This is a genomic window from Phaeobacter sp. QD34_24 (genome assembly GCF_028890115.1).
Taxonomy (GTDB): domain Bacteria; phylum Pseudomonadota; class Alphaproteobacteria; order Rhodobacterales; family Rhodobacteraceae; genus Phycobacter.
Genome location: NZ_JARCJD010000009.1, coordinates 80020 through 103583 on the forward strand (window position 1 = coordinate 80020; position 23564 = coordinate 103583).

Below are 23564 nucleotides of genomic sequence, written 5' to 3' on the forward strand. Positions count from 1 at the left end.
GCAGGGCATGAAGAATATCCTCGCCGTTCTCACCGTTGTCGCCGCCATCATCGCCTTCTGGTATGCGGCTTGCGTACCGATGAACATCAAGGGCGTTCTGGATCAGGCCGAGCGGGCAGGGGCCACAGTCACCCCCGCCACCGCCAAAGAGCGCCGCGACATGGGCAGTTTTGGGCTGGTAGCCACGAACACCTTTGCCATTGCCGATACCTGGGCGCAGGACCGCCCGCGTCTGCCCGCGCCGCATCAGGTCGCGGTGGAGCTGTGGAAGACCACGGTGGAGAAGAAGATCACCTCCAAACGCAGCCTGATCTACCATGGGCAGGTGACGCTTTCGGCGACGCTCTTGGGCTTTGCCATCGGCACCGGGCTCGGCATCCTGCTGGCCGTCGGGATCGTGCATTCCAAGGTGATGGATATGTCGGTGATGCCCTGGGCCATCGTCAGCCAGACCATCCCGATCATCGCGCTGGCGCCCATGATCATCGTGGTTTTGTACTCCATCGGGGTGCAGGGGATTTTGCCCAAGGCGATCATCTCGGCCTATCTCAGCTTCTTCCCGGTGGTTGTGGGCATGGTGAAGGGGCTGCGCAGTCCCGATCACATGCAGCTGGATCTGTTGAAGACCTACAACGCCTCCACTTCGCAGGGGTTCTGGAAGCTGCGGCTGCCGTCCTCGCTGCCTTATCTTTTTGCCTCGCTCAAGATCGGTATCGCCGCTTCCTTGGTGGGTGCCATCGTGGGCGAGCTGCCAACCGGCGCGGTTGCGGGCCTTGGCGCGCGCCTGTTGGCGGGCAGCTACTACGGGCAGACGGTGCAGATCTGGTCGGCCCTGTTCGCAGCGGCCATCCTGGCGGCGCTACTGGTGGCGCTGCTGGGGCTGATTGAACGTCTGGTTCTCAAACGCATGGGGATGAGCGCATGATCGAAGTTCTCTTTGCCGTTATCGCCTGGCTTGTGGGCTGGTGGATCAACAGCCGCCTTGCCAATAGTCCCGCCGCCAAGACCAGGCCTGTGAAACTGGCAGTGCCGCTGATCTTTGGCGTCACCATCCTGATTGTCTGGGAGCTCTTGGTGCGGGGGCTTGAGGTCTCCATGGTGATCCTGCCGGCACCCACTGTGATTGCCGAACGCTTCGCCACCTCGATCCCGATCCTGTGGCAGGATTTTGCGCAGACCTTCATCAAGGGGGCGCTGTCGGGCTACCTGATGGGCTGCATTGCCGCCCTGGCCATGGCCGTGGCGGTGGATCGCAGCGATTTCCTGCGCCGGGGTCTGTTGCCGGTGGGCAATTTCGTGGCGGCCCTGCCCATCGTCGGCACCGCGCCCATCCTGGTGATGTGGTTCGGCTTTGACTGGCAGTCCAAGGCGGCCGTTGTGGTGGTTATGGTGTTCTTCCCGATGCTGGTGAACACGGTTGCGGGCCTGAGCGAGACCTCTGCCATGCAGCGGGACCTGATGCGCACCTATGCGGCCAGCTATTGGCAGAGCTTTTTCAAGCTGCGCCTGCCCGCCGCCTTGCCGTTTATCTTCAACGGGTTGAAGATCTCCACCACGCTGGCATTGGTTGGCGCGATCGTGGCCGAGTTCTTCGGCTCGCCCACCGTTGGCATGGGCTTTCGCATTTCAACCAGCGTTGGCCAGCTGGCGCTGGACATGGTCTGGGCCGAGATCCTGGTCGCCGCGCTTGCCGGATCGGCCTTCTATGGCGTGATCGCCCTGATCGAGAAATCACTGACCTTCTGGCACCCCTCGCAGCGGGGGTGACAGCCGCAATTTCATCGCTCCGGGCAGGGTGTTCGGGGCGATGAGACCACAGGGCAACGGCCCGGTCTTTCCCAGCCCGAAGGAGGCATAAGGGAGGCATCAGACCAGCGCCCAATGCTTGCGCAGACCGACAAAAAGCCAGGCAATGGCACAAGAAAAATCTTTGAACAAATGGTCAAATTCGCGCAAGCTGCAACCATAACCAACAGGGAGAACCTACCAATGAAACACATTCTGACAGCCGCCGCGCTGGCCCTTGGTGCCGCCGGAGCCGCTCAGGCAGCAGACGACGTCAAGCTGCAGTTGAAATGGGTGACACAGGCACAGTTCGCTGGCTACTACGTGGCGCTCGACAAGGGGTTTTACGAAGAAGAAGACCTGAACGTCACCATTCTGCCCGGCGGTCCGGACATTGCCCCGACCCAGGTGATCGCAGGTGGCGGTGCCGATGTGACCGTCGAATGGATGCCCGCCGCACTGGCTGCCCGCGAAAAGGGCCTGCCGCTGGTCAATATCGCCCAGCCGTTCAAATCCTCGGGCATGATGCTGACCTGCTGGAAGGACACCGGCATTGCCGAGCCCAAGGATCTGGCGGACCGCACCCTGGGTGTGTGGTTCTTCGGCAATGAATTCCCTTTCATGAGCTGGATGAGCAAGCTGGGCATCTCCACCGAAGGCAAGGGCGAGATGGGCGTCGAAGTCCTGAAGCAGGGCTTCAACGTGGACCCGCTGCTGCAGCGTCAGGCCGACTGTATCTCCACCATGACCTATAACGAATACTGGCAGGTGATCGATGCGGGCGTCTCCCCGGACGAACTGGTGACCTTCAAGTATGAAGACCAGGGCGTCGCGACCCTGGAAGATGGTCTTTACGTGCTGGAAGACAAGCTGAGCGATGCGGAATTCGCGGGCAAGATGGAGCGTTTCGTGCGTGCCTCGATGAAGGGCTGGAAATACGCCGAAGCCAACCTGGATGAAGCCGCCGAGATCGTTCTGGACAACGATGCCTCCGGTGCGCAGACCGAAGAGCACCAGAAGCGCATGATGAGCGAGATCGCCAAGCTGACCGCAGGCAGCAACGGCGCGCTGGATGTCGCCGATTATGAGCGGACCGTTGCGACCCTCTTGGGCGGTGGCTCCTCGCCGGTGATCACCAAGGCTCCGGAAGGCGCCTGGACCCATGCCATCACCGATGCCGCGCTGAAGTAAGCGGATCGTATATCGAAGAATTGGCCCGTCCCTGATGTCTTGGGGGCGGGCTTTTTCGTTTCAAAACTGTACTTTAGCTTTGTTCCAGGAAGCCGCCGTAAAGCCCCTGCTTGAAGATCAGACCCTTGCCCGGGCGGGTGGCGAAACGCTGGACTTCGCCCAGGATGATGGTGTGATCCCCGGCCGGGTGGCTGGCATGGGCATTGCAGTCGAACCGCGCCAGAACCCCGTCCAGATGCGGCGTGCCATCTTCGGCCTGCTGCCAGCGGACGGAGGTAAAATCATCACCGCAGCGGGCGAAATGGATGGCAAGATCCAGCTGGTCTTCGGCCATCACATGGATCGAAAAACGCTCTGCCGCGACAAAGGCATCATGCCGCAGAGAGGCATGGGCAGGGCACCACATCAAGAGCGGTGGATCCATCGATACCGACGAGAAACTATTGGCGGTAAAGGCCAGCGGTCCTTGCTCCGTCCCGGTGGTGATCACGGTGACGCCGGTCGCAAAGCAGCCCAAGGCATCGCGATAGGCCCGCTGTGTCTCGGGCCCAGGGGTGAAGCCCGGGGTCAAGGTGGTGTCTGGCATGGTTCGCGCCCTTTGTCAGAGTGATCCGTCAGATCTAAAGCGTGTTTCGAAGTCATTTCTACGCAACACGTTCTAGGCCCCGACCTGCCACGGGCCAGTCTATTTGTCCACCGGGTTCAGATCTTCCAGCAGGCGCCCATGGGCGCGGGTCTGTTCGATGACGTCGCCCAGGGTGGCAAAGCCGCGCGCCTCCAGCATCGGCAGCATTCGGCACAGCACCTCGGCGGTGGCACGGGCATCGCCCAGGGCGGTGTGGCGCAGGGCGGTAGGGATTGTCACATCCAGCCGGTCGCACAGCGCATCCAGCGTATGCGGCACCGAGGCGCCGAACAGGACCGCGCTCAACAGCACCGTATCCAGCACCGGGTGATCCCAGCTGAGGTCCAGCCGCTTGGCTTCGCGGTGCAGGAAGGCCATGTCAAAGGGCGCGTTATGGGCAACGATCACCGCATCGCGGGAAAAGTGGTGGAAGGTGCGGGACACCGTGGCGAAATCGGGCGCACCTTTCACCATCGCGTCGGTGATCCCATGCACCTTGGTAGAGGCCTGTGGGATCGGGGTGCCGGGATCAACCAGCAGATCCAAAGCCTCTCCATCCACGATCCGGCCTCGCAGCACCCTGAGGGCGCCCAGCTGCACCACGTGATCCTTATGCGGCAGCAGCCCGGTGGTTTCCGTGTCAAATACCGCAAATGACAGATCCGACAGGCTCCGCTCCTCGATCTTGCGGGCGACCGGATTCAACAGACCGAAATCATAGATCAAAGGCCGGGCCGCCTCGGGGGCGATCCGGGCCTCGGCGCTGTCGAAGATCAGCACATAGCCTGCCGCGTCCCCTAAGGGTTTCAGCCGCAAGCCATAGGTTTGCCGTCCGTCGCTGCCAGTGATGCGGGCGGCGATCTCCTGACCGCTGCGGACCATCTTTCCGTAAGCGGTCTCCAGGGCGCTTGCCTCCAGGTAGTCGCCAAGGGCTGCGCCCAGGCGGGCCGGGGCGATCTGCGACAAGACGCTTGCGGCCTGCGCATCGTAAAGAACGATACGGTGATCCGGCGACACCATGACCGTTGCCACCGGCACTTCGGACAGAAGGGTGGTCAGCCGTGCCTTTTCCGCCTCCAGCCTGGTGGTTTCACGGGCAATCGCCGCGGCGGTGGAGAGATTGGCCTCTCCCAGCTTGCCCAACAGGCTGGAGGCTGCCGGGGCCAGGTCACCCAGATAGCGCGCGGCCTCCGGATCCAGGGAAGAGGTCACCCCGCCATGGGCGCGGGCGCGCAGGCCAGCCGCCAGCCGCTCAATCGGCTTGGCGACGTTTTCATCGAACAACAGCCAGATCCCGGCCGTGATCCCGAGGATGGCAAATAGGCTGAGCGCGCCGGAAAACACGAAGGCATCAAACAGCTCAGGCTTTCCTGCGCGGCCGTAGCCGATCCAAAGCGCGCATTCGACCGCGCTGATCGAGGCGGCAGCGATGAGACAGAAGAACAGGAAGATGCGGATCCTGAGGCTTAACCGTGCCAACATCTAAAGACCTCCGCAGAATGTGGATAGTAGCCCGTCCCCCTCGGATGGGGAGACCCAGTCGATTGCCAGGCCATCCCCCGCGCCAAAGCTGCTGTCGGAGGTGACGACAGCGCGGCGCCAGCCGGTGCAGTCCAGCCGCACGCTCAAGGCGCTGACAGGGGCCCAGCGGCCGAAGAAATACACCTCTGTCAGATATTGGCCGGGCACGCCGGGATGGGTCTTGGCCGTTGATGTATCAATGGCGGCAAAGCGTTCCACGAAAGGCACCAAATAGGTCCAGGGACGGTAGAGACTGCGGTTTTCGCCGGTTTCGGCCACCACGACGCCCTCGGGCAAAGAGGCGCGGGTGCGCTCGTACCAGCCGTATTCCGAGGAGATGGTGACCGCGATCATCGCAAGGCCCGCAGCCACCGGCGCCAGCCATTTGGGGAGCCGCCCACCGCTGGCCCGCCCGATCAGCATCACGACGCCTGCGACGGCAAAGCCTGCAAAGATGGTGGCGATCAGTTCCAGAAACATGCCTTTGTCCTCTTGTGGTGCCGGGTCAGCCCAGCATGCCCTTGCCATGGCCAAGCGCGGATTGCATGGTTTTTACCACGACAAAGGCGTCGCGGAGATGACTTCGCTCAAAGTCCGACAGATCCGACGGGGCCAGGAAGTTGTCCGGAGCCACGCCAGTGCGAATCTGGTCGGCCTGATGTTGCAGGCGGCTCTGGGCAATCAGATCATAGGCATCCATCAGGTCCCGCGCGCCCGAGGGGCTGAGCACGGTTGTGTCTGCCGCAGCCTCCAGCCGGGCCCGGGTGTTCACCGGCGCAAGCCGCGCCTGCAGCGCGTAGATCCGCCCCAGGTCCACGATCGGCACCACCCCGTTGTGTTTCAGGTCCAGCGTGTTGCGATGCTCGCCCGAACGGATGGTGGCAATCCCGCGCAACAGCCCCAGCGGCGGCGTGTGTTTCAGCGAGTTCGAAATCATATGCGCCACAAAGATCGAATTGGCGCTGGCGGCCTGCAGCACTTCCTCTTGCAGCCCCGTAAACAGGGCGGTGGTGCCGCCGATGGGGCGCAGGTCGAACATCACCGAGGCCAGCATCTGCGCCATGGGATCGGGCGTCTTGATCCAGCCTTCGAAATACTGCCGCCAGGTGCTGAGCGGCTGGCGCCAGCGCGGGTTGCTCGCCATCATATCGCCGGGGCAATAGACATAGCCGCAGGTATCAAGACCATCGCAGACAAACCGGGCCAGATCCTCGAAATAGGCAGCGTCACCCATTTGCATCTCATCCGATATCATCAGGCAGTTGTCCTGATCGGACACCCCCGTCTGTTCCTGCCGCCCCTGCGATCCGCAGGCCAGCCAAAGGTAGGGGACGGGCGGCGGGCCAAGGCGCTCTTCGGCCAGCGCAAGCAGACGCCGGGTGGCGGCATCGGCGATATCGGTGATCAGGCGGGTCACCACCTCGTGCCGGTTGCCGCCGGCAACCAATTGCAGCAGCAATGCGGGAATGCGCGCGGTGACACGGGCCATGGCTGTGGCATCCGTGGCGCGGGCGATGTCCGCGATCATTTCGGCGGAGCTCATCGCCTGCAGGCGGGTCAGGTCGGTCTGGGTCACGATCCCCGACAGCCGTCCTGCATCCACCACCGGCACATGGCCGATCCGGTGTTCCATCATCGCATGCAGCACGTCCGATGCAATGGCGGAGGAGGGCAGCGTCAGGGGATCTCGGGTCATGATCTGCGCAACCGGGGTGGAGATCGGCAGTCCCTGGGCCAGCACCTTTTCGGTCAGGTCACGATTGGTGAGAATGCCCTCCAGGGCATCGCCCGAGGTGACGCAGACCGAGGAGATATGGTGGTCGCGCATCAGCTGCGCCGCCCCCTGGCAGGTGAGGCCGCTGGAGCAGGTCACCGGGGATTTGGCCATGAAATCCGCAACCCGCCGGGTGGCCAGGCTGTTCTGCGCTGCGCTGCCGGGGCGGCGGCGGTCAAAGAAGCGCGCGACCTTCGGTTCGCTTTGCATCAAGGCGTCGAAATCGGCGCGCGGCAGCAGCAGCAGGGCGCAATCGTCATTGGCGCGGGCCGTGGTAACGGCGATGCCGTCGCGGGTGAGACCGCGCTCGCCAAAGGAATTTCGCGGCCCCAGGATCGAGACCGTCATGCCGTTCTCGTCGAAAACTTCGACCTCACCGTGATGGACAAGGTAAAGCCCCTGCATCGGAGTCCCAAGCGTGTAGATCTCGTCTCCGGTTGCGGCGTGGATCACCTCGAACTTCGGGGCCAGTTCCGCAAGGCGTGCTGCATCAAGGCTGTCATAGGGGTGCACCGTCTTCAGGAACTGGATCAGACCATCGGGGGAAAGGGGCATGTCAAAAGCCTGTCTGCTAAGCCGGGATAAAAGTCATCCTGCCCGAGTGTGCCCGGACAGGATGGTGAGGAAAAGAGGGGCGGGCCAAGATGTCGAGGGAGGCGGCCCGCCCCGGGGGGAAACCCGTGATCAGTGATCCTGGGCGGCACCCGCACCGCGCGGGATGCGGACGCTTTCCACCAGCTCTTCGATCTCGGTCGGGATCGGGTCGCTGGATTTGGAGACCACATAGGCCACCGCGAAGTTCACCATCGCGCCGATCGCACCAAAGGAAGTGGACTTGATGGTGCCCAGCAGCGGATCCGCATCGGTGAAGCTGTTGGTGCCGGGGATGAAGAACCAGCCCTTGTGCAGGAAGATGTAGATCAGTGTCACCACCAGACCTGCGATCATGCCTGCAACCGCGCCCTTGTTGTTCACCTTGGTGAAGATGCCCATCATCAGCGCCGGGAAGATCGAGGCCGCCGCCAGACCAAAGGCCAGCGCCACGGTCTGCGCCGCAAAGCCCGGAGGGTTGAGGCCCAGATAGGTGGCAACCGCGATGGCAACCGCCATGGCAACACGGGCCGACAGAAGCTCGCCTTTTTCCGAGATATTCGGATTGATCGAGCCTTTGATCAGGTCGTGGCTCACAGCCGAGGAGATCGCCAGCAGCAGACCCGCCGCGGTGGACAGCGCCGCCGCCAGACCGCCCGCAGCCACCAGACCGATCACCCAGCCGGGCAGGTTGGCGATTTCGGGGTTGGCCAGAACCAGGATGTCACGGTTGAACTTGGTCAGCTCGTTGCCCTGCCAGCCGTTTTCAGCTGCCTTGGCCTGCATATCCGCATTCTTGTCGTTGTAATACTGGATCTTGCCGTCGCCGTTCTTGTCTTCCCAGTCCAGCAGACCGGTTTTCTGCCAGGTGGCCATCCAGTCATAGCGGGCGTCGTTTTCGATCTGCTCGACCGAGACCGCTTCGCCGTTTGTGCCATTGGGCCACATCATGTCGGTGATGTTGAGGCGGGCCATGGCGCCAACTGCCGGGGCAGTCAGGTACAAGAGCGCGATGAAGACCAGCGCCCAGCCGGCGGACCAGCGTGCGTCGGACACCTTGGGAACGGTGAAGAAGCGCATGATCACGTGGGGCAGGCCGGCGGTGCCGATCATCAGCGACAGGGTGAAGAGCACCATGTTCAGCGTGTCGGCGTGGTGGGCGGTGTATTCATTGAAGCCCAGCTCGCGCACGATGGCGTCGAGCTTCGCCAGAAGCGGCTCGCCCGAGGCGGCGTGATCACCAAACAGACCCAGCGCCGGGATCGGATTGCCGGTCAGTTGCAGCGAGATGAAGATGGCCGGGATGGTATAGGCCATGATCAGCACGACGTATTGTGCAACCTGGGTATAGGTCACGCCCTTCATGCCGCCGAACACGGCATAGGCGAAGACCACACAGGCGCCGATCAGCAGACCCGCGGTGTTGGAGACCTCAAGGAAGCGGCCAAAGGCCACGCCCACGCCGGTCATCTGACCGATCACGTAAGTTGTTGAGGCCACGATCAGGCAGATCACCGCCACGATGCGCGCGGTGGGGCTGTAGAAGCGGTCGCCGATGAACTCGGATACGGTGAACTTGCCGAACTTGCGCAGGTAGGGCGCCAGCAGCAGCGCCAGCAGCACGTAGCCGCCGGTCCAGCCCATCAGGAAGGAGGAGTTGTCATAGCCGGTAAAGGCGATCAGACCCGCCATCGAGATGAAGGAGGCCGCAGACATCCAGTCCGCCGCCGTGGCCATACCATTGGTGACGGGGTGAACACCCCGGCCAGCGGCGTAGAACTCCGAGGTGGAGCCGGCACGCGCCCAGATGGCGATACCGATATAGAGCGCGAAGGAGGCGCCCACGAAGAGCAGGTTGATGGTAAACTGATCCATGGCTTATTCCTCCTCGACGCCGAATTCACGGTCGAGACGGTTCATCCGCCAGGCGTAGAAAAAGATCAGGCCCAGGAAGACCAGGATCGATCCCTGCTGGGCAAACCAGAAGCCCAGATCGCTGCCGCCGACCGAGATGCCAGAGAGCATCGGGCGCAGCAGAATGCCAAATCCGAATGAAACGACAGCCCAGATCACCAGGCTGATGAGAATGATGCGCACATTGGCCTGCCAATAGCCCTTATCGGACTCGGCAGCCTTTGCGGCATTTGTTGTGTGGTCCGCCATGGCGGCTCCTCCTTGCTACGGGTTCTGCCTGCCCTGGCTTTGGACGCTGGGCAGACCTTCTCTGTTTGCCTGCGCAGCGCGATTGGACATCGGGCAGACATCAGGCATTACTCCTTTGGTCGCCAAAGCGGGGCTTTGGCGGTGCCATCGGGTATTTCGGGTCTTGAGGCGGGCGCCCGGCGGCAGCTAATGGCCGGGCGTCCGAAGTTTGGCCGGGCCTAGGGCGCGGCGGTCTTTACAATCGCGGCAAGGCCCTTGGCGACCTCGTCGATCTGGCCCATGGCGTCGATCTTTTGCAGCACGCCCTTGTCGCCGTAATAGGCGATCAGCGGGGCGGTCTGCTCGTGATAGGCCGCAAGACGGCTTGCCACGGTTTCAGCATTGTCATCGGCGCGGCGCTTCATCTCGGTGCCGCCGCATTTGTCGCAGGTGCCTGCCTTTTGCGGTTGCTTGAAGCTGTCGTGGTAGCCTTCGCCGCAGCCCGCGCAGGTGTAACGCCCGGCAACGCGGGTCACCATGGCATCGTCGTCCACCTCAAGGCTGATGGCGGCGTTGATCTTCTGGCCGGTTTCGGACAGGAGCGCATCCAGCGCCTCTGCCTGAACCGCGGTGCGGGGGAACCCATCAAGGATCACGCCCTTGGCGCAGTCGGGTTCGGCGAGGCGGTCGCGCAGGATGGCGATCACGATCTCGTCCGACACGAGGCCGCCCGATTCCATCACCGATTTCGCGGCCTTGCCGGCCTCGGTGCCCGCAGCCACGGCGGCGCGCAGAAGGTCGCCGGTCGAAAGCTGCACAAGACCAAAGCTTTCTTCCAGCATGCGGGCCTGGGTGCCCTTCCCGGCGCCCGGAGGGCCGAGAAGGATCAGAACGGCGGGGCGGGTCATCACGTCTGTCGTCATGGCCTTATCCCTTGTTCGCGCGGTTGGCGATCAGATCATCCACCACCGAAGGATCGGCGAGGGTGGAGGTGTCGCCGAGCGAGCCAAAGTCGTTCTCGGCGATCTTGCGCAGGATGCGGCGCATGATCTTGCCGGAACGGGTCTTGGGCAGGCCGGGGGCCCATTGGATCACATCGGGGCTGGCGATCGGGCCGATCTCGGTCCGCACCCAGGTGCGCAATTCCTTCATCAGCTCGTCCGAGGGCTCGCGGTCGTTCATCAGGGTGACATAGCAGTAGATGCCCTGGCCCTTGATCTCGTGCGGATAGCCCACCACGGCGGCCTCGGCCACGGCGGCGTGGGCGACCAGCGCGCTTTCCACCTCGGCAGTGCCCATGCGGTGACCGGAGACGTTGATCACGTCATCGACGCGGCCGGTGATCCAGTAGTCGCCGTCTGCATCGCGGCGGCAGCCGTCACCGGTGAAGTAATAGCCCTTGTAGTCCGAGAAATAGGTCTTCTCGAAGCGCTCATGATCGCCCCAGACGGTGCGCATCTGGCCGGGCCAGCTATCCTTGATGCACAGAACGCCCTCGACCCCGTTGCCGTCGATCTCTTCGCCGGACTGCGGATCCAGAACCACGGGCTTGACGCCAAAGAAGGGTTTCATCGCGGCGCCGGGCTTCAGCGCATGGGCGCCGGGCAGGGGGGTCATCAGGTGGCCGCCGGTCTCGGTCTGCCACCAGGTGTCGACGATGGGGCATTTGCCCTTGCCGACCACGTCATTGTACCAGTTCCAGGCCTCGGGGTTGATCGGCTCGCCGACGGTGCCAAGGAGGCGCAGATCCGACTGATCGCATTTCTCGACCCATTCATTGCCCTGCCCCATCAGCGCGCGCAGGGCGGTGGGGGCGGTGTAGAACTGGTTGACCTTGTGTTTCTCGCAGACCTGCCAGAAGCGCGAGGCATCCGGGTAGGTCGGCACGCCTTCAAACATCAGCGTGGTCGCACCATTGGCCAGCGGGCCGTAGACGATATAGCTGTGACCGGTGACCCAGCCCACGTCGGCGGTGCACCAGTAGATATCACCATCGTGATAGTCGAAGGTGATCTCATGGGTCATCGCCGCATAGGTGAGGTAACCACCCGAGGTGTGCACCACGCCCTTTGGTTGCCCGGTGGAGCCGGAGGTGTAGAGGATGAACAGCGGATCCTCGGCGTTCATCTCGGCGGGCTTGCAGTAGTCGTTCGCCTCCAGCGCCATTTCGTTATAGTCGTAGTCGCGTCCGTCGATCCAGGTGGTCTGACCGCCGGTGCGTTTCACCACCAGGCATTTCACCGTGTCCTGGCAATGCAGTAGCGCCGAGTCGGCGTTGGATTTCAGCGGGGTCTTGCGACCGCCGCGCGGGGCTTCGTCGGCGGTGATGACGACCTTGGCATCGCAACCGTTGATCCGGGCCGCCAGCGCGTCGGGGCTGAACCCGGCAAAGACGATCGAGTGGATGGCGCCGATGCGGGCACAGGCCAGCATGGCATAGGCGGCTTCGGGGATCATCGGCAGGTAGATCACCACCCGGTCGCCCTTGCGCACGCCCATCGATTCCAGGATGTTCGCCATCCGGCAGGTGCTGCGGTGCAGATCCTTGTAGGTGATGTGCTGGGCGGCCTCGTTTGGATCATCCGGTTCCCAGATGATGGCGGTCTGATCGCCGCGGGTCTCCAGATGGCGGTCGATACAGTTGGCCGAGACGTTCAGCGTGCCGTCCGCGTACCAGTTGATCGAGACCTCGCCGAAATTGTAGTTGACGTCCTTCACCTGCGTGAAGGGTTTGATCCAGTCGATCCGCTTGCCCTGTTCGCCCCAGAAGGCGTCGGGGTCGGCGATAGAGGCTGCGTACATGTCTTGGTATTTGGCCGCGTCCACATGGGCGCGAGCAATGACGTCGTCTGACGGCGGATACACTTTGCCTTCAGGCTGCGTGGTCATCTGGTGTCCTCCCTGACTTCTCCTCAGTTTGTCACCCGACAGCGCGGTGGCGCAGGTGTCAAACCGTTTCCTTCCTCGGCCGCCATAATAAGGAAAGTTGAAAATAAGTGAATAAAGGACGCAAAAACAGAGGTTTGTTTGTAAATGAATTTCCTGCTTGTGAATATCCTGTAAACAATCGCGGCGAAGCGGCTGAATAATGATTTTTTTTGCAGTGTCTTGCCTGTCAACGGCTTTGCGGCTGTTTCCGGTGGGCGGCGGCGCCAATGACGAGATTTTTCCGGATGCACGCGTCCGCAGGGCGATACAACCTGCGGCAAAACGCGCAGCTTGTGCGGCGCCGCGATCCTTTGGGTGGAGACAGGCGACTCTGCCTGTTGCCGGGAATTTGAGCGTGCCGGGGCTTGGCAGGCCCGTGCCTTACGGTTAGCTTGTCCGCCAAGCGCCCCTCGGGACGAGGTCCGAAAACTGCAAGGGCGCAAAATGGGAGAGAAAAACCATGAATAAACTTCTGACTGCCGCTGTCGCGGCTTCCGCTGGCTTTGCGATCGCCGGAGAGGCCGCAGCCACGGAATGGAATGTTTCGGTCTGGGGCAAGCGTCGCGCCTTTACCGAACATGTGGAAAAGCTGGCTGAGCTGGTCAGCGCCAAGACCGATGGCGCCTTCACCATCAACGTGAGCTACGGTGGCCTGTCCAAACCGCGCGAAAACCTGGATGGCATTTCCATCGGTGCCTTTGAAATGGCGCAGTTCTGCGCGGGTTACCACCGCGACAAGAACCCCTCGATCACCGTTCTGGAACTGCCTTTCCTGGGCGTGCAGAACCTGGAAGAGGAAGTCGCCGTCAGCCACGCGGTCTATGCGCACCCTTCGGCAGCCAAGGATCTGGCCCGCTGGAATGCGAAGCTGCTGATGACCTCTCCGATGCCGCAGTATAACCTGGTTGGCACCGGCGAGCCGCGCGATGAACTGTCCGAATTCGAAGGCATGCGCGTTCGCGCAACCGGCGGTCTGGGCAAGGCCTTCGAGGCCGTCGGCGGCGTGCCCACCTCGGTGCCTGCGACCGAAGCCTATAACGCCATGGAATCCGGCGTTGTCGACACCGTTGCCTTTGCCCAGCACGCGCATCTGTCCTTCGGCACCATCAACCGGGCCGAATGGTGGACCGCGAACCTGAACCCCGGCACCGTGAACTGCCCGGTGGTGGTCAACACAGATGCCTATGATGCGCTGAGCGATTCCGAGCGGGAAGCGCTTGACGGCTCCATCGACGAGGCAATCGCCTACTACCTCGAAAACTACGGCAAGCTGCTGACCAAATGGGACAGTGTTCTGGCCGAAAAAGGGGTCGAGAAGGTGATGATCTCCGAAGAGCAGCTGGCCGCGTTCCGCGCCAAGGCTGCCGATCCGATCCGCGAACAGTGGATCAAGGACATGGAAGCCCAGGGCATCCCCGGTCAGGAACTCTATGACCTGGTGGTGACCACCCTGGAGAAGACCCGCGCGGGCAACTAAACGCGCATGTCAGAAACAGGCCGGGATCACTCTCCCGGCCTGTTTTTGCTTTCTGGACACTCTAACGAAAGGTGGGGGCCATGGCGGGAAACGCCGCGGTAATAGAAGACGACAGCCTGGTCAGCCGATTGGACCTGGGGCTGTTGCGGATTGAGCAGGTGCTGGCGCTGGTCAGCGGCCTTGCGGTATTTTCGCTCATGGTGCTGGCGGTTGCCTCGGTCGGGGGACGCTCGGCCTTCAACGCGCCCTTGCCGGGCTATGTGGACTGGATCGAACAGGCGATGCCGCTGATTGCCTTCATGGGCATTGCCTATGTGCAGCGCGACGGCGGCCATATTCGCATGGACATCCTGATCGGTTCCCTGCGGGGACGCGCCCTGTGGCTGTTCGAACTGTTTTCGGTCCTGTTGATCCTGGCGCTGATGCTGCTTTTGGTCTGGGGCAGTTGGGCGCATTTCTCCCGCTCGTTCGATTTTGCAGCGCCACTGTGGAGCCGCGACAGTTCGATCGATATCGGTATTCCGCTTTGGCCGGCCAAATTGCTGGCGCCGGTGGCCTTTTCGGTGCTGTGCCTGCGGCTCCTGCTGCAGGTCTGGGCCTACGGGCGGGCGCTGGTGCTGGGGCTGGAGTCTCCGGCGGCCGTGCCACTGATCCAGGATGCCGCCGCCCAGGCCGCCCATGAGGCGGATGTGCTCACAGGTCATGACGATGGCCATGACGATAGCGCGACTGCGCGCAATCCCAAGGAATAGGACGCGCCGATGGAACCGATTGAAATTGGCCTTTGGGTCACCGGCTTTCTTCTTGTCCTCGTGGTGACCGGCATGCGGGTTGCCTTTGCCGCCGCCCTGGCGGGGTTGGTGGGGCTGACCTGGATCTTCTGGGCCAAATTCGGCTATGATCCGGCCCGCTTTACCAAGGCGCTGACCATTGCCGTGAAAACCGCGGGGCAGGTGCCCCATTCCAAAGTGTCGAGCCAGGCGCTGTCGCTGATCCCGACCTTCATCCTGATTGGCTATCTGGCCTATTATGCCGGCCTGACCAAGGCGCTGTTCGAGGCGGCCAAACGCTGGATCGCCTGGTTGCCCGGGGGGCTTGCGGTTTCGACCGTCTTTGCCACGGCGGGCTTTGCCGCGGTATCCGGCGCCTCGGTTGCGACCTCTGCCGTTTTTGCCCGTATCGCCATCCCGGAAATGCTGGCCATCGGCTATAACAAGAAGTTCGCCGCAGGTGTGGTGGCGGCCGGTGGCACGCTGGCCTCGCTGATCCCGCCCTCGGCGATCCTGGTGATCTATGCCATCATCGTGGAGCAGGACGTGGGCAAGCTCTTGTTGGCCGGCTTCATTCCCGGAGCCTTCTCGGCCATCATCTACGGCGGGCTGATCGTCGGTATCGCCATGGTCTTCAAGACCGTTGGCCCGCCGGTCAAGGGCTTCACCTGGGGGCAGCGGTTCGCCTCCTTGCCGGGGGCGCTGCCGATCATCCTGGTGGTGCTGATCATCATCTGCTTTGTCTACAACCCCTTTGGCGAGCAGGCCTGGGGCACCCCGACCGAGGGCGGTGCTATCGGCGCCTTCATCGTGTTCCTTTACGCGCTGAAGGAGGGCATGAAGTGGTCCGAGCTGAAATCCGCATTGTTGGAAACCGCGAAACTCTCGGTGATGATCTTCTCGATCATCTGGGGCGTTCTGATCTACGTGCGCTTCCTGGGGTTTGCGGATCTTCCGGGCGCGTTTTCGGACTGGATCACCTCGCTGGATATGTCGCCCATGGTGATCCTGATCTGCATCCTGCTGGCCTATGCGGTGCTGGGGATGTTCATGGATGCGATCGGCATGCTGCTGTTGACGCTGCCGGTGGTCTACCCGGCGGTGATGGCGCTCAATGGCGGCGAAGCGGTCTCGGCCGCGGACAGCGCCTTTGGCATGAATGGCACCATGTGCGCGATCTGGTTCGGGATCCTGGTGGTGAAGATGGCCGAGTTCTGCCTGATCACCCCGCCGATCGGTCTCAACTGCTTTGTTGTGGCCGGTGTGCGGGATGACCTGAGCGTGCAGGATGTCTTCAAGGGGGTCACCCCCTTCTTCATCGCCGATGCGGTGACCATCGCCCTGTTGGTCGCCTTCCCGGGGATCGTGCTCTACCTGCCGTCGCTGGCGGGCTAGGCGGACTGAAACCTTTGGGCTGCGCCTGTCCCTTGGGCGCAGCCGACACGCCTGGGTTCGGCCGTGCTGGCGGTTTTGGGCGCAGGTGCGGGCGTTGAGGCTGCACAGCCCGTCTTGAAACCGATTGGCTCAGCGGCGACTGCCCCTTGTAAATAAGGGTGATTCGCCTAAATAGACATATTCTGCACATGTTAAATGTTCGATAATTGTAAGTGCTCTTCGTAGTATTGGCCGCGCGTTTTGGGCGAATTGGGCGAAACAGACAATTATCAGGATGTTAATGCGTCATACGCACGATACCGTAAATTCTCCATAAATCTCATGTTGAGATCTGGAGGCGTGTATTGTTGCGAGGAACACTGATGACACGTGATACGCAGGACACCCTGACAAAATTTGGTCTGACCGGAGACGATCGTCAAAGGCTGGTCAAGGCGGGCAAGCTGGTTGAACCCATTCTGGACGACGCGCTGGAGTTCTTTTACGCCTTCGCCAAATCCGACCCCGAGATTGCCCAGTTTTTCCCGAACGAAAGCACCATGGCCCATGCGCGCGCGGCGCAGAAGGTTCACTGGCAGAAACTCATGTCGGGCAGCTTCAACGAGGAGTACCTCGCCTCGGCGCAACGTGTCGGAACCGTGCATTTCAACATCCAACTGCCCTTTTCCATGTATCTGTCCGGCTACGGCCGGGCGAGCGAGTATATTCAGAAACGGGTGCTGGAACGCTCTGGCGCCTTGGTCGGCAAATTCGCCAGACGCCGGGTGTGAGATACCCTTGGCGTTCTGACCCGTGCCTTTGCCTTTGATACCTATCAGGTGATCGCGGCCTATTTCGCGGCACAGAAGGAGGAGCAGGACAGGGCCTTCAAATATCTTAGCGAAGGGATCGACCGGGTCGTCGCGCGGGATCTGTCCACGCCGATCCCCGGTCCCGAGCAAAGCGATTTCCCCGAACGCTTCAACGAGGTGCGCCTGTCCTTCAACGATCTGATGTCCTCCACCCGCAATGTGATCATGACCATCCAGGAGTCGACCGACAATCTCAATCGGATCGCAAATGAGGTGAACCAGTCGGCCGAGGATCTGTCGCGCCGCACCGAAACCCAGGCGGCGACGCTGGAGGAAACCGCAGCGGCCGTGGAAGAGATCAACAGCTCGGTGCAGTCCTCGACCGAGTCCACCAACAAGACCGAGGCGGTTGTCCTGCAGACCCGCGACAATGCCGCCAAGGGCAACGATGTTGCGGATCAGGCGGTCGCGAAGATGCGCGAAATCTCAGAATCGTCGGCGCAGATCTCGCAGATCATCTCGGTGATCGACGATATCGCCTTCCAGACCAATCTCTTGGCGCTGAACGCGGGCGTCGAGGCGGCGCGTGCGGGCGACGCCGGTCGCGGCTTTGCCGTGGTCGCCTCCGAAGTGCGTGGCCTGGCCCAGCGGGCAGCCGCTTCCGCCAAGGAGATCAAGGCCCTGGTTACGACCAGTACACAGCATGTGGATACCGGCGTTGCCATGGTGGATCAGGCCGGTGCGACGCTGACCAGCATCGTGCGGGACATCGAGATGGTCTCGGATCTGACGGCCGATATCGTCAATTCGGCCCGCGAACAGTCCACCGGCCTGTCGGAAATCGCCGTTGGGGTCTCTCAGCTGGATACGGTGACACAGCAGAACGCCGCCATGGTCGAACAGACTGCCGCCGCCATCATGTCACTGCAGCAGGATACCCAGGTGCTGTCGGAATTGGTCGGAACCTTCACGGTGACGGCGGGCAGCAATGTGCGCAGTTTTGACCCCAGCCAGACCCGGGGCAGACAGCCTGAAGATCCGATGCAGGCCGCGGTCGGTTTCTAATCGCTTTGGCGTCAGTGCGTCGCTGGGTGTATCACAGGATTCTACCACTGGGCTGTCGGATCAATCCCTGATCCGGCAGCCCGTTCGTATCAGCGTATCGCCTGGGCGTCGCACAGAGCGTCCGCGCGATGTTCTGGGGCGCAGCGCTTGCGACAGTCTTGCAGACGTGCAGCGCGTCGCCGCGATAGGTGCTATTCATTTGTGGGGGTTATGGCGGAGAGACAGGGATTCGAACCCTGGAGACGGTTTCCCGCCTACACACTTTCCAGGCGTGCGCCTTCGACCACTCGGCCACCTCTCCGTGGGGCGGATATGTGACGGATCGCCGGGGAAATTGCAAGAGGCTAATCTGCAAAAAGTTCAGTCATTTTTCGACCGCGATCAGGGCGGTTTTCAGGGTGCGCAAATGGGAGAGGATAGCCCGGATTGCGGGGCATGATCGCCTCACGTCAGAGCTGTGCGACTGGCCAGGGGGCGCGTGTCGTGGCCTGCAGATCAGTCCTGATCCTTGGCAGGGATCAGCCTGATCCCTCCGCCGACACCCGGACGGCCCATGGGGAGGGCACGACCTTGCCGCCAGGCGCGGATCTGGCTTTGGGCGGCAGGATCCAGCGGCCAGCCTGATTGTCCGGGCGGTATCAGGTAGTGAAGCGGTCCAGAGGGACCACCGTGAAGCATCAGCCGCAGGGCAATGCCGGTGTCCGGTGTCGTGCGCCAGACCGCGCCTTCCGCGCCGGGAGATACGCCCTTCGGCCAGCGCAGTGCAGCACCCAGCAGGGGCAGGGCCGGTGACAGCGGATGCGCCGGGCGCGGAGCGTTGACAGCGCCCCAGCGTGGATCATGCCTGCCATGCCGGGCGCACAACGCCCTGCGGGCCTTGGTCAGCGCCTCGGCCAGCAGTGTCGGCCAATCGGCCTGTCCGCCGGGCACCGGATCGGGGCGGGCGGCAATCACAGCCAAGGCCGGGCTGTCCAGATCATTCAGCCGCAGGATGAAACCGGGATCTTCCGCCACACAGGGCCAGAGATAGGTGCCAAGGACGCGGGCCCTGGCCTGTTCGGCAAAGGCCGTGATCCAGGCCGTGGCCCGGTCGCCCGGATCCGCCGTTTTCGACCATGACCTCAGCAGATCTTGATCGCTCGGCGAGAGGCCCGCCTGCGCGGCGGCTTCCAGGCTCAGGCCATGCCAGGCCTCCAGCACCGGCAGGGTCAGATCGCGGGCGCTGGCCTCCAGCGTTTCGGGCGTCAGCGGGCGGTCCGCCCGCAGCAGCGCCTTGAACCGTTCACCGCGACCGGGGTGCGAGGGGCTGAGGGACAGGGGATGCGGCCCGTTGGCACAGACCAGTGGCCGGTTGGCCGTGGCCTTGGCCACCTCCTGCGGGGCAGCTGTGAAACGGGTGGCGCCGCGTCCGGCACGACCTTGGGCGTCGATCACGACAAGTTCCAGCGGCGGGGCTGCCGCCTGCGCGGCGTGGCTCAGCGCCCGGGACACCGAAGTGGCCCCAAGAACATCGGCAAGGCGCAGATCGATCCCGTCGGGTCTCAGTATGTCCAGCTGCAGCCGCCAGCGCCCTTCCGGGCCATCTGGCACCGGCCAGCCCGCGTCCAGCCACAGGGCCGCCTCCTGCGGGGCACCTCCCCGCTGCTGCAGCGTCACCGGGTGGCAGGTTGCCGGGCCATGGCGTGCGCTCGCGCGGCAGGTCACGGCAGCTAGGCTGGTGACACCAAAGGCAATCTGCTCGGATCGACCCGCGACCAGAACCGGCACCCCGGGGAACAGCGCTCCGGTCATCTGCTGGTCGGGCAGCTCGATCTGCAGCATGAACAGCGCCCCCGGCAGGGTCAGGGGCAAGTGCAGATCGTTGATCAGCGCCGATTTTCCATCCTGCATGGCGCCAGCGGGGAGTGCTGCGGCATTGGAGGCGGCTCCGGCTGGCGGCGCCGTTAGCGGCGCAGCGGGTGCGCCAGCGGGTTGGCGGGCCAGAAGTGCCGACAGGGCGGCCAGCGGCGGCTTGGCATCCTGGCCGCTGAGGAAGCGACGTATTTCGGCAGGCAGTGTCTGGTCCATGATCTGGTGCATACGCGCGGCCTCCGGCCCTTCGCCCAGGGCGACATGCAGCCCGATCAGGATCGAAAGCGAATCCGCAGGGGTCCAGGGGGCGGGCCTGCAGGCCAGGACGCGGTACTCAAAGGGCAGCGGTGCATCAGGGGCAGTCAGGTAGGCGTTCACCCCATCGCTGAAGGCCTGCAGCAGGGCGCGGTCTAATGGTGACAGGCGCGGCAGCATCGCCTCTGCAGCGGCAGACAGGCCGAGGCGCACCGTCTTTCGGTCACTGTCCAAGGCCAGAGGCCCCAGCAGTTCGGCCAAACGGGCAGAGGTGCGTCGCCGGGCGAGATCCATCTGAAACAACCGCTCGCTTGCCAGGACCAGACCGGCGGCGTGCCAGGCATCGGTTTCGGTTCGGGCGCGGATGGTGGGCAGGGCGTGGATGTCGAAGCGGACATCAACCGGCGCGCTGACACCGGCGCGGATCGTCGCGTTGCGGCGGCGCAGCGGGCGGCGGCGCATGGCGAGATAGGCCAAGAGCTGTACCCGCCCCGCCGGAGAGCGCCAGAGTCCAAGAACCGCAAGACCAAGGCCACAGGCCAGAAGGCCAGCCGCCACTGGGCCGGATGCAACCAGCGTGGCAAGGCCGATCGCCGCCAGGATCCATTCACCATGGCGCAGCAGGGCAAGATGCAGCCGGTCCTTCATCGTTGAGGTCCGGAGGGAACGCCAGTCCGGGCAAGGGTCACGAGCTGATCAATCTCCAGCGGGCCTGCCCCAGGCGTGGGAGCAGACAGATGACAGGCCGCAAGGCGCGCATCGGTGTCTTCTCCAATGCAGGTATCGACCTGGGACAGGGGCACGCCTTTTGCCTCCGTACCAAGCCCCAGACAGAACAGAGAAAGATCTGGCCGGTCCAACAGGGCGTCGATGCTCTGCGTCAGAGGCAGGGCGCTGTCCGGTGTTTCGAACCACACCTGTCCCTGCGCCATCCCGCCCGCCAAGATCCCGGCGCTCGCGAGCGCTGTCTGGATCGGGGCAAGACAGTGCGGCGCCTCGGCCGGATAGGCGAGGACCGGGACACGGACCGGGCCGGGAAACAGCGCCTCCAGAAGCGCATTGGCCAGGTCGGCTCCGCTACCAGGGGTTAGATCTTCGTGGATCGCAAAACCGGGGGCAGAGGTCACCTCGATCACGGCGGCAGGCGGCATGAGCGGTGCGCTGGGGGCCGGCAGCAGAAGATCCACACCCAGGGCGGGGCTGGGAAAACGTTCGGCGATGCGCTGCAGGGCGTGGCGGGTTTGCGGGTGCAGCCGATCTGCAACGTCTTCCGGTTGCCCGTCACTGGCATAGCCGACGGCAAAGATCTGCCCTGGGTCAGGCACTGAGTTGGGTGATAGCCCCTGCGGCGCCAGCACGTTGGCGATATGCTCTTGTCCCTCTGCCGGGCAGGCGTCGAAATCCGTTTCAAAACCCAGGGCGCGGGCACATAGCGCCCCCGCCGGGGTGGTCCCATCGCCCCGGGTCATCGGCACCTCCGAGGCGTAGGCCGCCAGCAGGCCGTTGATCAGCGTTGCTCGCAGATATGTGCCCTCGATATGGCGCTCGATCAGGAAACCGTCAGCCTCCGGGTTTTGCGCCAGAGCCCTGCGCCAGGCCGTGGCAAGTGCAGATGGCGCCCCGATCTTCACATGGACCGATTTCTGTGCCGCGCCTGCCCGGGGTTTCAACACCACCGGAAAGCCAAGCACGCGGGCGGCCTCCTGCGCTTTGGTGAGACACTGCGCCCAGTGACAGCCCGGGATCGGCAGCCCCATGTCTGCCAGGGCCCTGATGGTGGAAAGCTTGTCGTCGCTGTCCGGGCGGGCGGGATCATTGTCGGTGTAGCCTGCCCGGATGTGGCGGCGAAAACGACCGGTGCCGAGGGCCAGGTGGCTGCCGTCGCCGCTGGGCCAGCGCACAGGTATGCCCCTCGCCAGGGCAGCCTGTGCCACAAGCGTCGCTTCGCGCGGGTTCCACCATTGGGCCAGCAGCAGGCCCATTGCGCTTTGCGCCGCTTTCGGGCGCATGTCGGGTGATGCGCCAAGCACCGCGTTCAATCCAGCCTCGATGACAGGAGCGAGGTCGGGACGGGGGCAGGGCAGGACCAGGGCGCCCTTGTGCAGACGGGCCGCCAACCCAAGGTTCAGGGGAGAGAGAAGCCCATCTCCGATTGCCTGCAACATGTCCATGGGCCAGCTCTGATCCTGCGCTGCAAAGGCCGCAGCCGGGAAGGGGGCCAGCGCGGATGGGCCGTCGCTCAGGTGGTGCAGGGTCAGCCGCCCGGATGTCACCATGGTGTGGCCACCACGTCGAGATCCGGCAGATAGAAATCCTGTTGATCCAGATGCTGCGCCTGCAGCAGGGCGCCGCGACACTCCGGAGCAGCCAGTGCGTCGCCGAGGTCGTGCAGGGAGAGACGGAACCGGCGGGTTCCGTGCTGCGGTGTGGCGGCAGTCAGGTGCAGTGCTTCTGCGGCCTGTTCGATCCCATTCAGGTGCAGGGCCAGGGGAGCAACGGAATTCGTCGGCGCGGTTCCCGGTGGCACCGTCACATGATCCGGGACAGGCCAAGGCCCTGCGCTGCCCTCACCCAATCCGGGTGGTTGGGCTGGCAGGAATGTCAGGGCGCTGGGGCCAAGCCAGCCCAGAACCTGCGCCAAGACATGGGCGGACAGGCGGATGGCACCATGCCATGCCTGCGCCGGGCCATTGTCCGATAAATGCGCCAGATGTGGCGCCGCGGCCTTGAACAGATCCTCAATCGGCTCATCCCCCGGCCTGAGGTGGCGCCAGCTGAGGCCGCATTCGGCGGAAGATGTGCAGGGGGGCGCAAATTCAGCCCCGGTCAGCACCCGCTGACGTGCGCCTTGCCACGGGGGCGTGCCGCTCCAGGCCACGGTGATCTGCTGATTTTGGACGTGCCGCCACAGATCCAGGAGGCCCAAATCCCGCGCGGCCTCCGGATAGGCGTGATGCAACAGGGCCGCGATTTGGCGTTTGTCCGGCATCGGGGGGAGCGGGTGCGAACACCACCCGGCCTCTGCCGCGCGGCTCAGATCAGGGGGCGTGCCTCGGGGGCGGGCATATGTCGGATCGGGGCCGGATGGTGCTGCAGCCATTATTGAGGCCCGACCCGTTCTAGCCGCCTGACCCGCTCGGGGTATCCAGCCCTCTGCTGTCGTCCGATCCAATGTCGATGCCTGTATCTGGGCCTCTGACCGAGAGCGAGGAAACTTCTTCAGGCAGTCTTTGACAACAGCCTGTGCCTGCGCCTCATTTTCCGGTGCGGGGCGATTAAGACGCAGCGGTTGAATTGCGCCATTTTGCCCGTCACAGGGGAACTCCAAGGCCAAGGTTGCCACCCTACGGCTCGTAAAGGAGAGCTGGGCCTCGCCCATGGTCACACAGGATAAATCACCCTG

General features: G+C 63.4%; 19 protein-coding genes and 1 tRNA gene. 8 read left to right on the plus strand and 12 right to left on the minus strand.

Annotated elements, in window-relative coordinates:
* Positions 1-7 precede the first annotated feature (7 nt).
* The 3 genes from PXK07_RS09260 to PXK07_RS09270 all read left to right on the plus strand — a co-directional run bounded on the left by PXK07_RS09260 (position 8) and on the right by PXK07_RS09270 (position 2976).
* Positions 8-925: an ABC transporter permease gene (locus tag PXK07_RS09260; protein WP_274847939.1), complete on the plus strand. Its 918-nt coding sequence runs from the start codon at positions 8-10 to the stop codon at positions 923-925.
* Positions 922-1767 (plus strand): ABC transporter permease, encoded by an 846-nt coding sequence (locus PXK07_RS09265; protein ID WP_274847940.1) that lies wholly within the window; start codon positions 922-924, stop codon positions 1765-1767. Before PXK07_RS09260 ends, PXK07_RS09265 begins: the two co-directional genes overlap by 4 nt.
* Positions 1768-1989: 222 nt before the next feature.
* Positions 1990-2976 carry an ABC transporter substrate-binding protein gene (locus PXK07_RS09270; RefSeq protein ID WP_274847941.1) on the plus strand — a complete coding sequence of 329 codons (987 nt, stop codon included), beginning with the start codon at positions 1990-1992 and terminating at the stop codon, positions 2974-2976.
* 73 nt (positions 2977-3049) lie between these two features.
* On the opposite strand, the gene PXK07_RS09275 is transcribed toward PXK07_RS09270, so the two are convergent.
* The 8 genes from PXK07_RS09275 to acs form a co-directional block, all read right to left on the minus strand.
* Positions 3050-3562, minus strand: coding sequence for a flavin reductase family protein (locus tag PXK07_RS09275; protein ID WP_274847942.1), 513 nt, complete (start codon positions 3560-3562; stop codon positions 3050-3052).
* A 99-nt stretch (positions 3563-3661) separates the two neighbouring features.
* Positions 3662-5083, minus strand: a complete 1422-nt coding sequence (locus PXK07_RS09280; RefSeq protein WP_274847943.1) for a 3'-5' exonuclease — start codon at positions 5081-5083, stop codon at positions 3662-3664.
* Positions 5084-5602, minus strand: coding sequence for a hypothetical protein (locus PXK07_RS09285; protein WP_274847944.1), 519 nt, complete (start codon positions 5600-5602; stop codon positions 5084-5086). It lies immediately after the preceding gene.
* 25 nt (positions 5603-5627) lie between these two features.
* Positions 5628-7451: a DUF294 nucleotidyltransferase-like domain-containing protein gene (locus tag PXK07_RS09290; protein ID WP_274847945.1), complete on the minus strand. Its 1824-nt coding sequence runs from the start codon at positions 7449-7451 to the stop codon at positions 5628-5630.
* Positions 7452-7580: 129 nt separating this feature from the next.
* Entirely contained in the window at positions 7581-9362 is a 1782-nt protein-coding gene (locus tag PXK07_RS09295) for a sodium:solute symporter family protein (protein WP_274847946.1), read from the minus strand.
* A gap of 3 nt (positions 9363-9365) precedes the next feature.
* Positions 9366-9650: a DUF4212 domain-containing protein gene (locus tag PXK07_RS09300; RefSeq protein WP_274847947.1), complete on the minus strand. Its 285-nt coding sequence runs from the start codon at positions 9648-9650 to the stop codon at positions 9366-9368.
* A gap of 218 nt (positions 9651-9868) precedes the next feature.
* Positions 9869-10552: an adenylate kinase gene (locus PXK07_RS09305; RefSeq protein WP_274847948.1), complete on the minus strand. Its 684-nt coding sequence runs from the start codon at positions 10550-10552 to the stop codon at positions 9869-9871.
* A 4-nt stretch (positions 10553-10556) separates the two neighbouring features.
* Entirely contained in the window at positions 10557-12518 is a 1962-nt protein-coding gene (gene acs, locus PXK07_RS09310; RefSeq protein ID WP_274847949.1) for an acetate--CoA ligase, read from the minus strand.
* Positions 12519-13017: 499 nt separating this feature from the next.
* Here acs and PXK07_RS09315 point away from each other — a divergent pair, with 499 nt between their 5' ends.
* From PXK07_RS09315 to PXK07_RS09335, 5 genes are all read left to right on the plus strand, one after another.
* On the plus strand, positions 13018-14034 hold the full coding sequence (locus PXK07_RS09315; protein WP_274847950.1) for a C4-dicarboxylate TRAP transporter substrate-binding protein: 1017 nt from the start codon (positions 13018-13020) through the stop codon (positions 14032-14034).
* 80 nt (positions 14035-14114) lie between these two features.
* Complete coding sequence (locus PXK07_RS09320; RefSeq protein ID WP_274847951.1) at positions 14115-14786, plus strand: TRAP transporter small permease subunit; 672 nt, start codon at positions 14115-14117, stop codon at positions 14784-14786.
* A gap of 9 nt (positions 14787-14795) precedes the next feature.
* Positions 14796-16199, plus strand: coding sequence for a TRAP transporter large permease (locus PXK07_RS09325; protein ID WP_274847952.1), 1404 nt, complete (start codon positions 14796-14798; stop codon positions 16197-16199).
* Positions 16200-16561: 362 nt separating this feature from the next.
* Positions 16562-16969, plus strand: a complete 408-nt coding sequence (locus PXK07_RS09330) for a protoglobin domain-containing protein (RefSeq protein WP_274847953.1) — start codon at positions 16562-16564, stop codon at positions 16967-16969.
* A 48-nt stretch (positions 16970-17017) separates the two neighbouring features.
* A complete protein-coding gene (locus PXK07_RS09335; protein ID WP_274847954.1) occupies positions 17018-18055 on the plus strand; it encodes a methyl-accepting chemotaxis protein in 1038 nt (345 codons plus the stop codon).
* A 211-nt stretch (positions 18056-18266) separates the two neighbouring features.
* Here the strand turns inward: PXK07_RS09335 and PXK07_RS09340 are convergent.
* The 4 genes from PXK07_RS09340 to PXK07_RS09355 all read right to left on the minus strand — a co-directional run bounded on the left by PXK07_RS09340 (position 18267) and on the right by PXK07_RS09355 (position 23261).
* A tRNA-Ser gene (locus tag PXK07_RS09340) sits at positions 18267-18356 on the minus strand.
* Between the two features lie 194 nt (positions 18357-18550).
* Positions 18551-20809 (minus strand): penicillin acylase family protein, encoded by a 2259-nt coding sequence (locus tag PXK07_RS09345; RefSeq protein WP_274847955.1) that lies wholly within the window; start codon positions 20807-20809, stop codon positions 18551-18553.
* Positions 20806-22437 carry a hypothetical protein gene (locus tag PXK07_RS09350; RefSeq protein ID WP_274847956.1) on the minus strand — a complete coding sequence of 544 codons (1632 nt, stop codon included), beginning with the start codon at positions 22435-22437 and terminating at the stop codon, positions 20806-20808. The genes PXK07_RS09345 and PXK07_RS09350 overlap by 4 nt, the downstream gene beginning before the upstream one ends.
* Positions 22431-23261 carry a hypothetical protein gene (locus PXK07_RS09355; RefSeq protein ID WP_274847957.1) on the minus strand — a complete coding sequence of 277 codons (831 nt, stop codon included), beginning with the start codon at positions 23259-23261 and terminating at the stop codon, positions 22431-22433. The genes PXK07_RS09350 and PXK07_RS09355 overlap by 7 nt, the downstream gene beginning before the upstream one ends.
* Between the last annotated feature and the right edge of the window lie 303 nt (positions 23262-23564).

Coding starts and splice junctions, on each gene's coding strand:
- PXK07_RS09270 (WP_274847941.1), top strand. CDS start 1,990: ATGAAACACATTCTGACAGCCGCCGCGCTGGCCCTTGGTGCCGCCGGA.
- PXK07_RS09300 (WP_274847947.1), bottom strand. CDS start 9,650: ATGGCGGACCACACAACAAATGCCGCAAAGGCTGCCGAGTCCGATAAG.
- PXK07_RS09295 (WP_274847946.1), bottom strand. CDS start 9,362: ATGGATCAGTTTACCATCAACCTGCTCTTCGTGGGCGCCTCCTTCGCG.
- PXK07_RS09275 (WP_274847942.1), bottom strand. CDS start 3,562: ATGCCAGACACCACCTTGACCCCGGGCTTCACCCCTGGGCCCGAGACA.
- PXK07_RS09280 (WP_274847943.1), bottom strand. CDS start 5,083: ATGTTGGCACGGTTAAGCCTCAGGATCCGCATCTTCCTGTTCTTCTGT.
- PXK07_RS09355 (WP_274847957.1), bottom strand. CDS start 23,261: ATGGCTGCAGCACCATCCGGCCCCGATCCGACATATGCCCGCCCCCGA.
- PXK07_RS09285 (WP_274847944.1), bottom strand. CDS start 5,602: ATGTTTCTGGAACTGATCGCCACCATCTTTGCAGGCTTTGCCGTCGCA.
- PXK07_RS09315 (WP_274847950.1), top strand. CDS start 13,018: ATGAATAAACTTCTGACTGCCGCTGTCGCGGCTTCCGCTGGCTTTGCG.
- PXK07_RS09325 (WP_274847952.1), top strand. CDS start 14,796: ATGGAACCGATTGAAATTGGCCTTTGGGTCACCGGCTTTCTTCTTGTC.
- PXK07_RS09305 (WP_274847948.1), bottom strand. CDS start 10,552: ATGACGACAGACGTGATGACCCGCCCCGCCGTTCTGATCCTTCTCGGC.
- PXK07_RS09260 (WP_274847939.1), top strand. CDS start 8: ATGAAGAATATCCTCGCCGTTCTCACCGTTGTCGCCGCCATCATCGCC.
- acs (WP_274847949.1), bottom strand. CDS start 12,518: ATGACCACGCAGCCTGAAGGCAAAGTGTATCCGCCGTCAGACGACGTC.
- PXK07_RS09290 (WP_274847945.1), bottom strand. CDS start 7,451: ATGCCCCTTTCCCCCGATGGTCTGATCCAGTTCCTGAAGACGGTGCAC.
- PXK07_RS09320 (WP_274847951.1), top strand. CDS start 14,115: ATGGCGGGAAACGCCGCGGTAATAGAAGACGACAGCCTGGTCAGCCGA.
- PXK07_RS09345 (WP_274847955.1), bottom strand. CDS start 20,809: ATGAAGGACCGGCTGCATCTTGCCCTGCTGCGCCATGGTGAATGGATC.
- PXK07_RS09330 (WP_274847953.1), top strand. CDS start 16,562: ATGACACGTGATACGCAGGACACCCTGACAAAATTTGGTCTGACCGGA.
- PXK07_RS09350 (WP_274847956.1), bottom strand. CDS start 22,437: ATGGTGACATCCGGGCGGCTGACCCTGCACCACCTGAGCGACGGCCCA.
- PXK07_RS09265 (WP_274847940.1), top strand. CDS start 922: ATGATCGAAGTTCTCTTTGCCGTTATCGCCTGGCTTGTGGGCTGGTGG.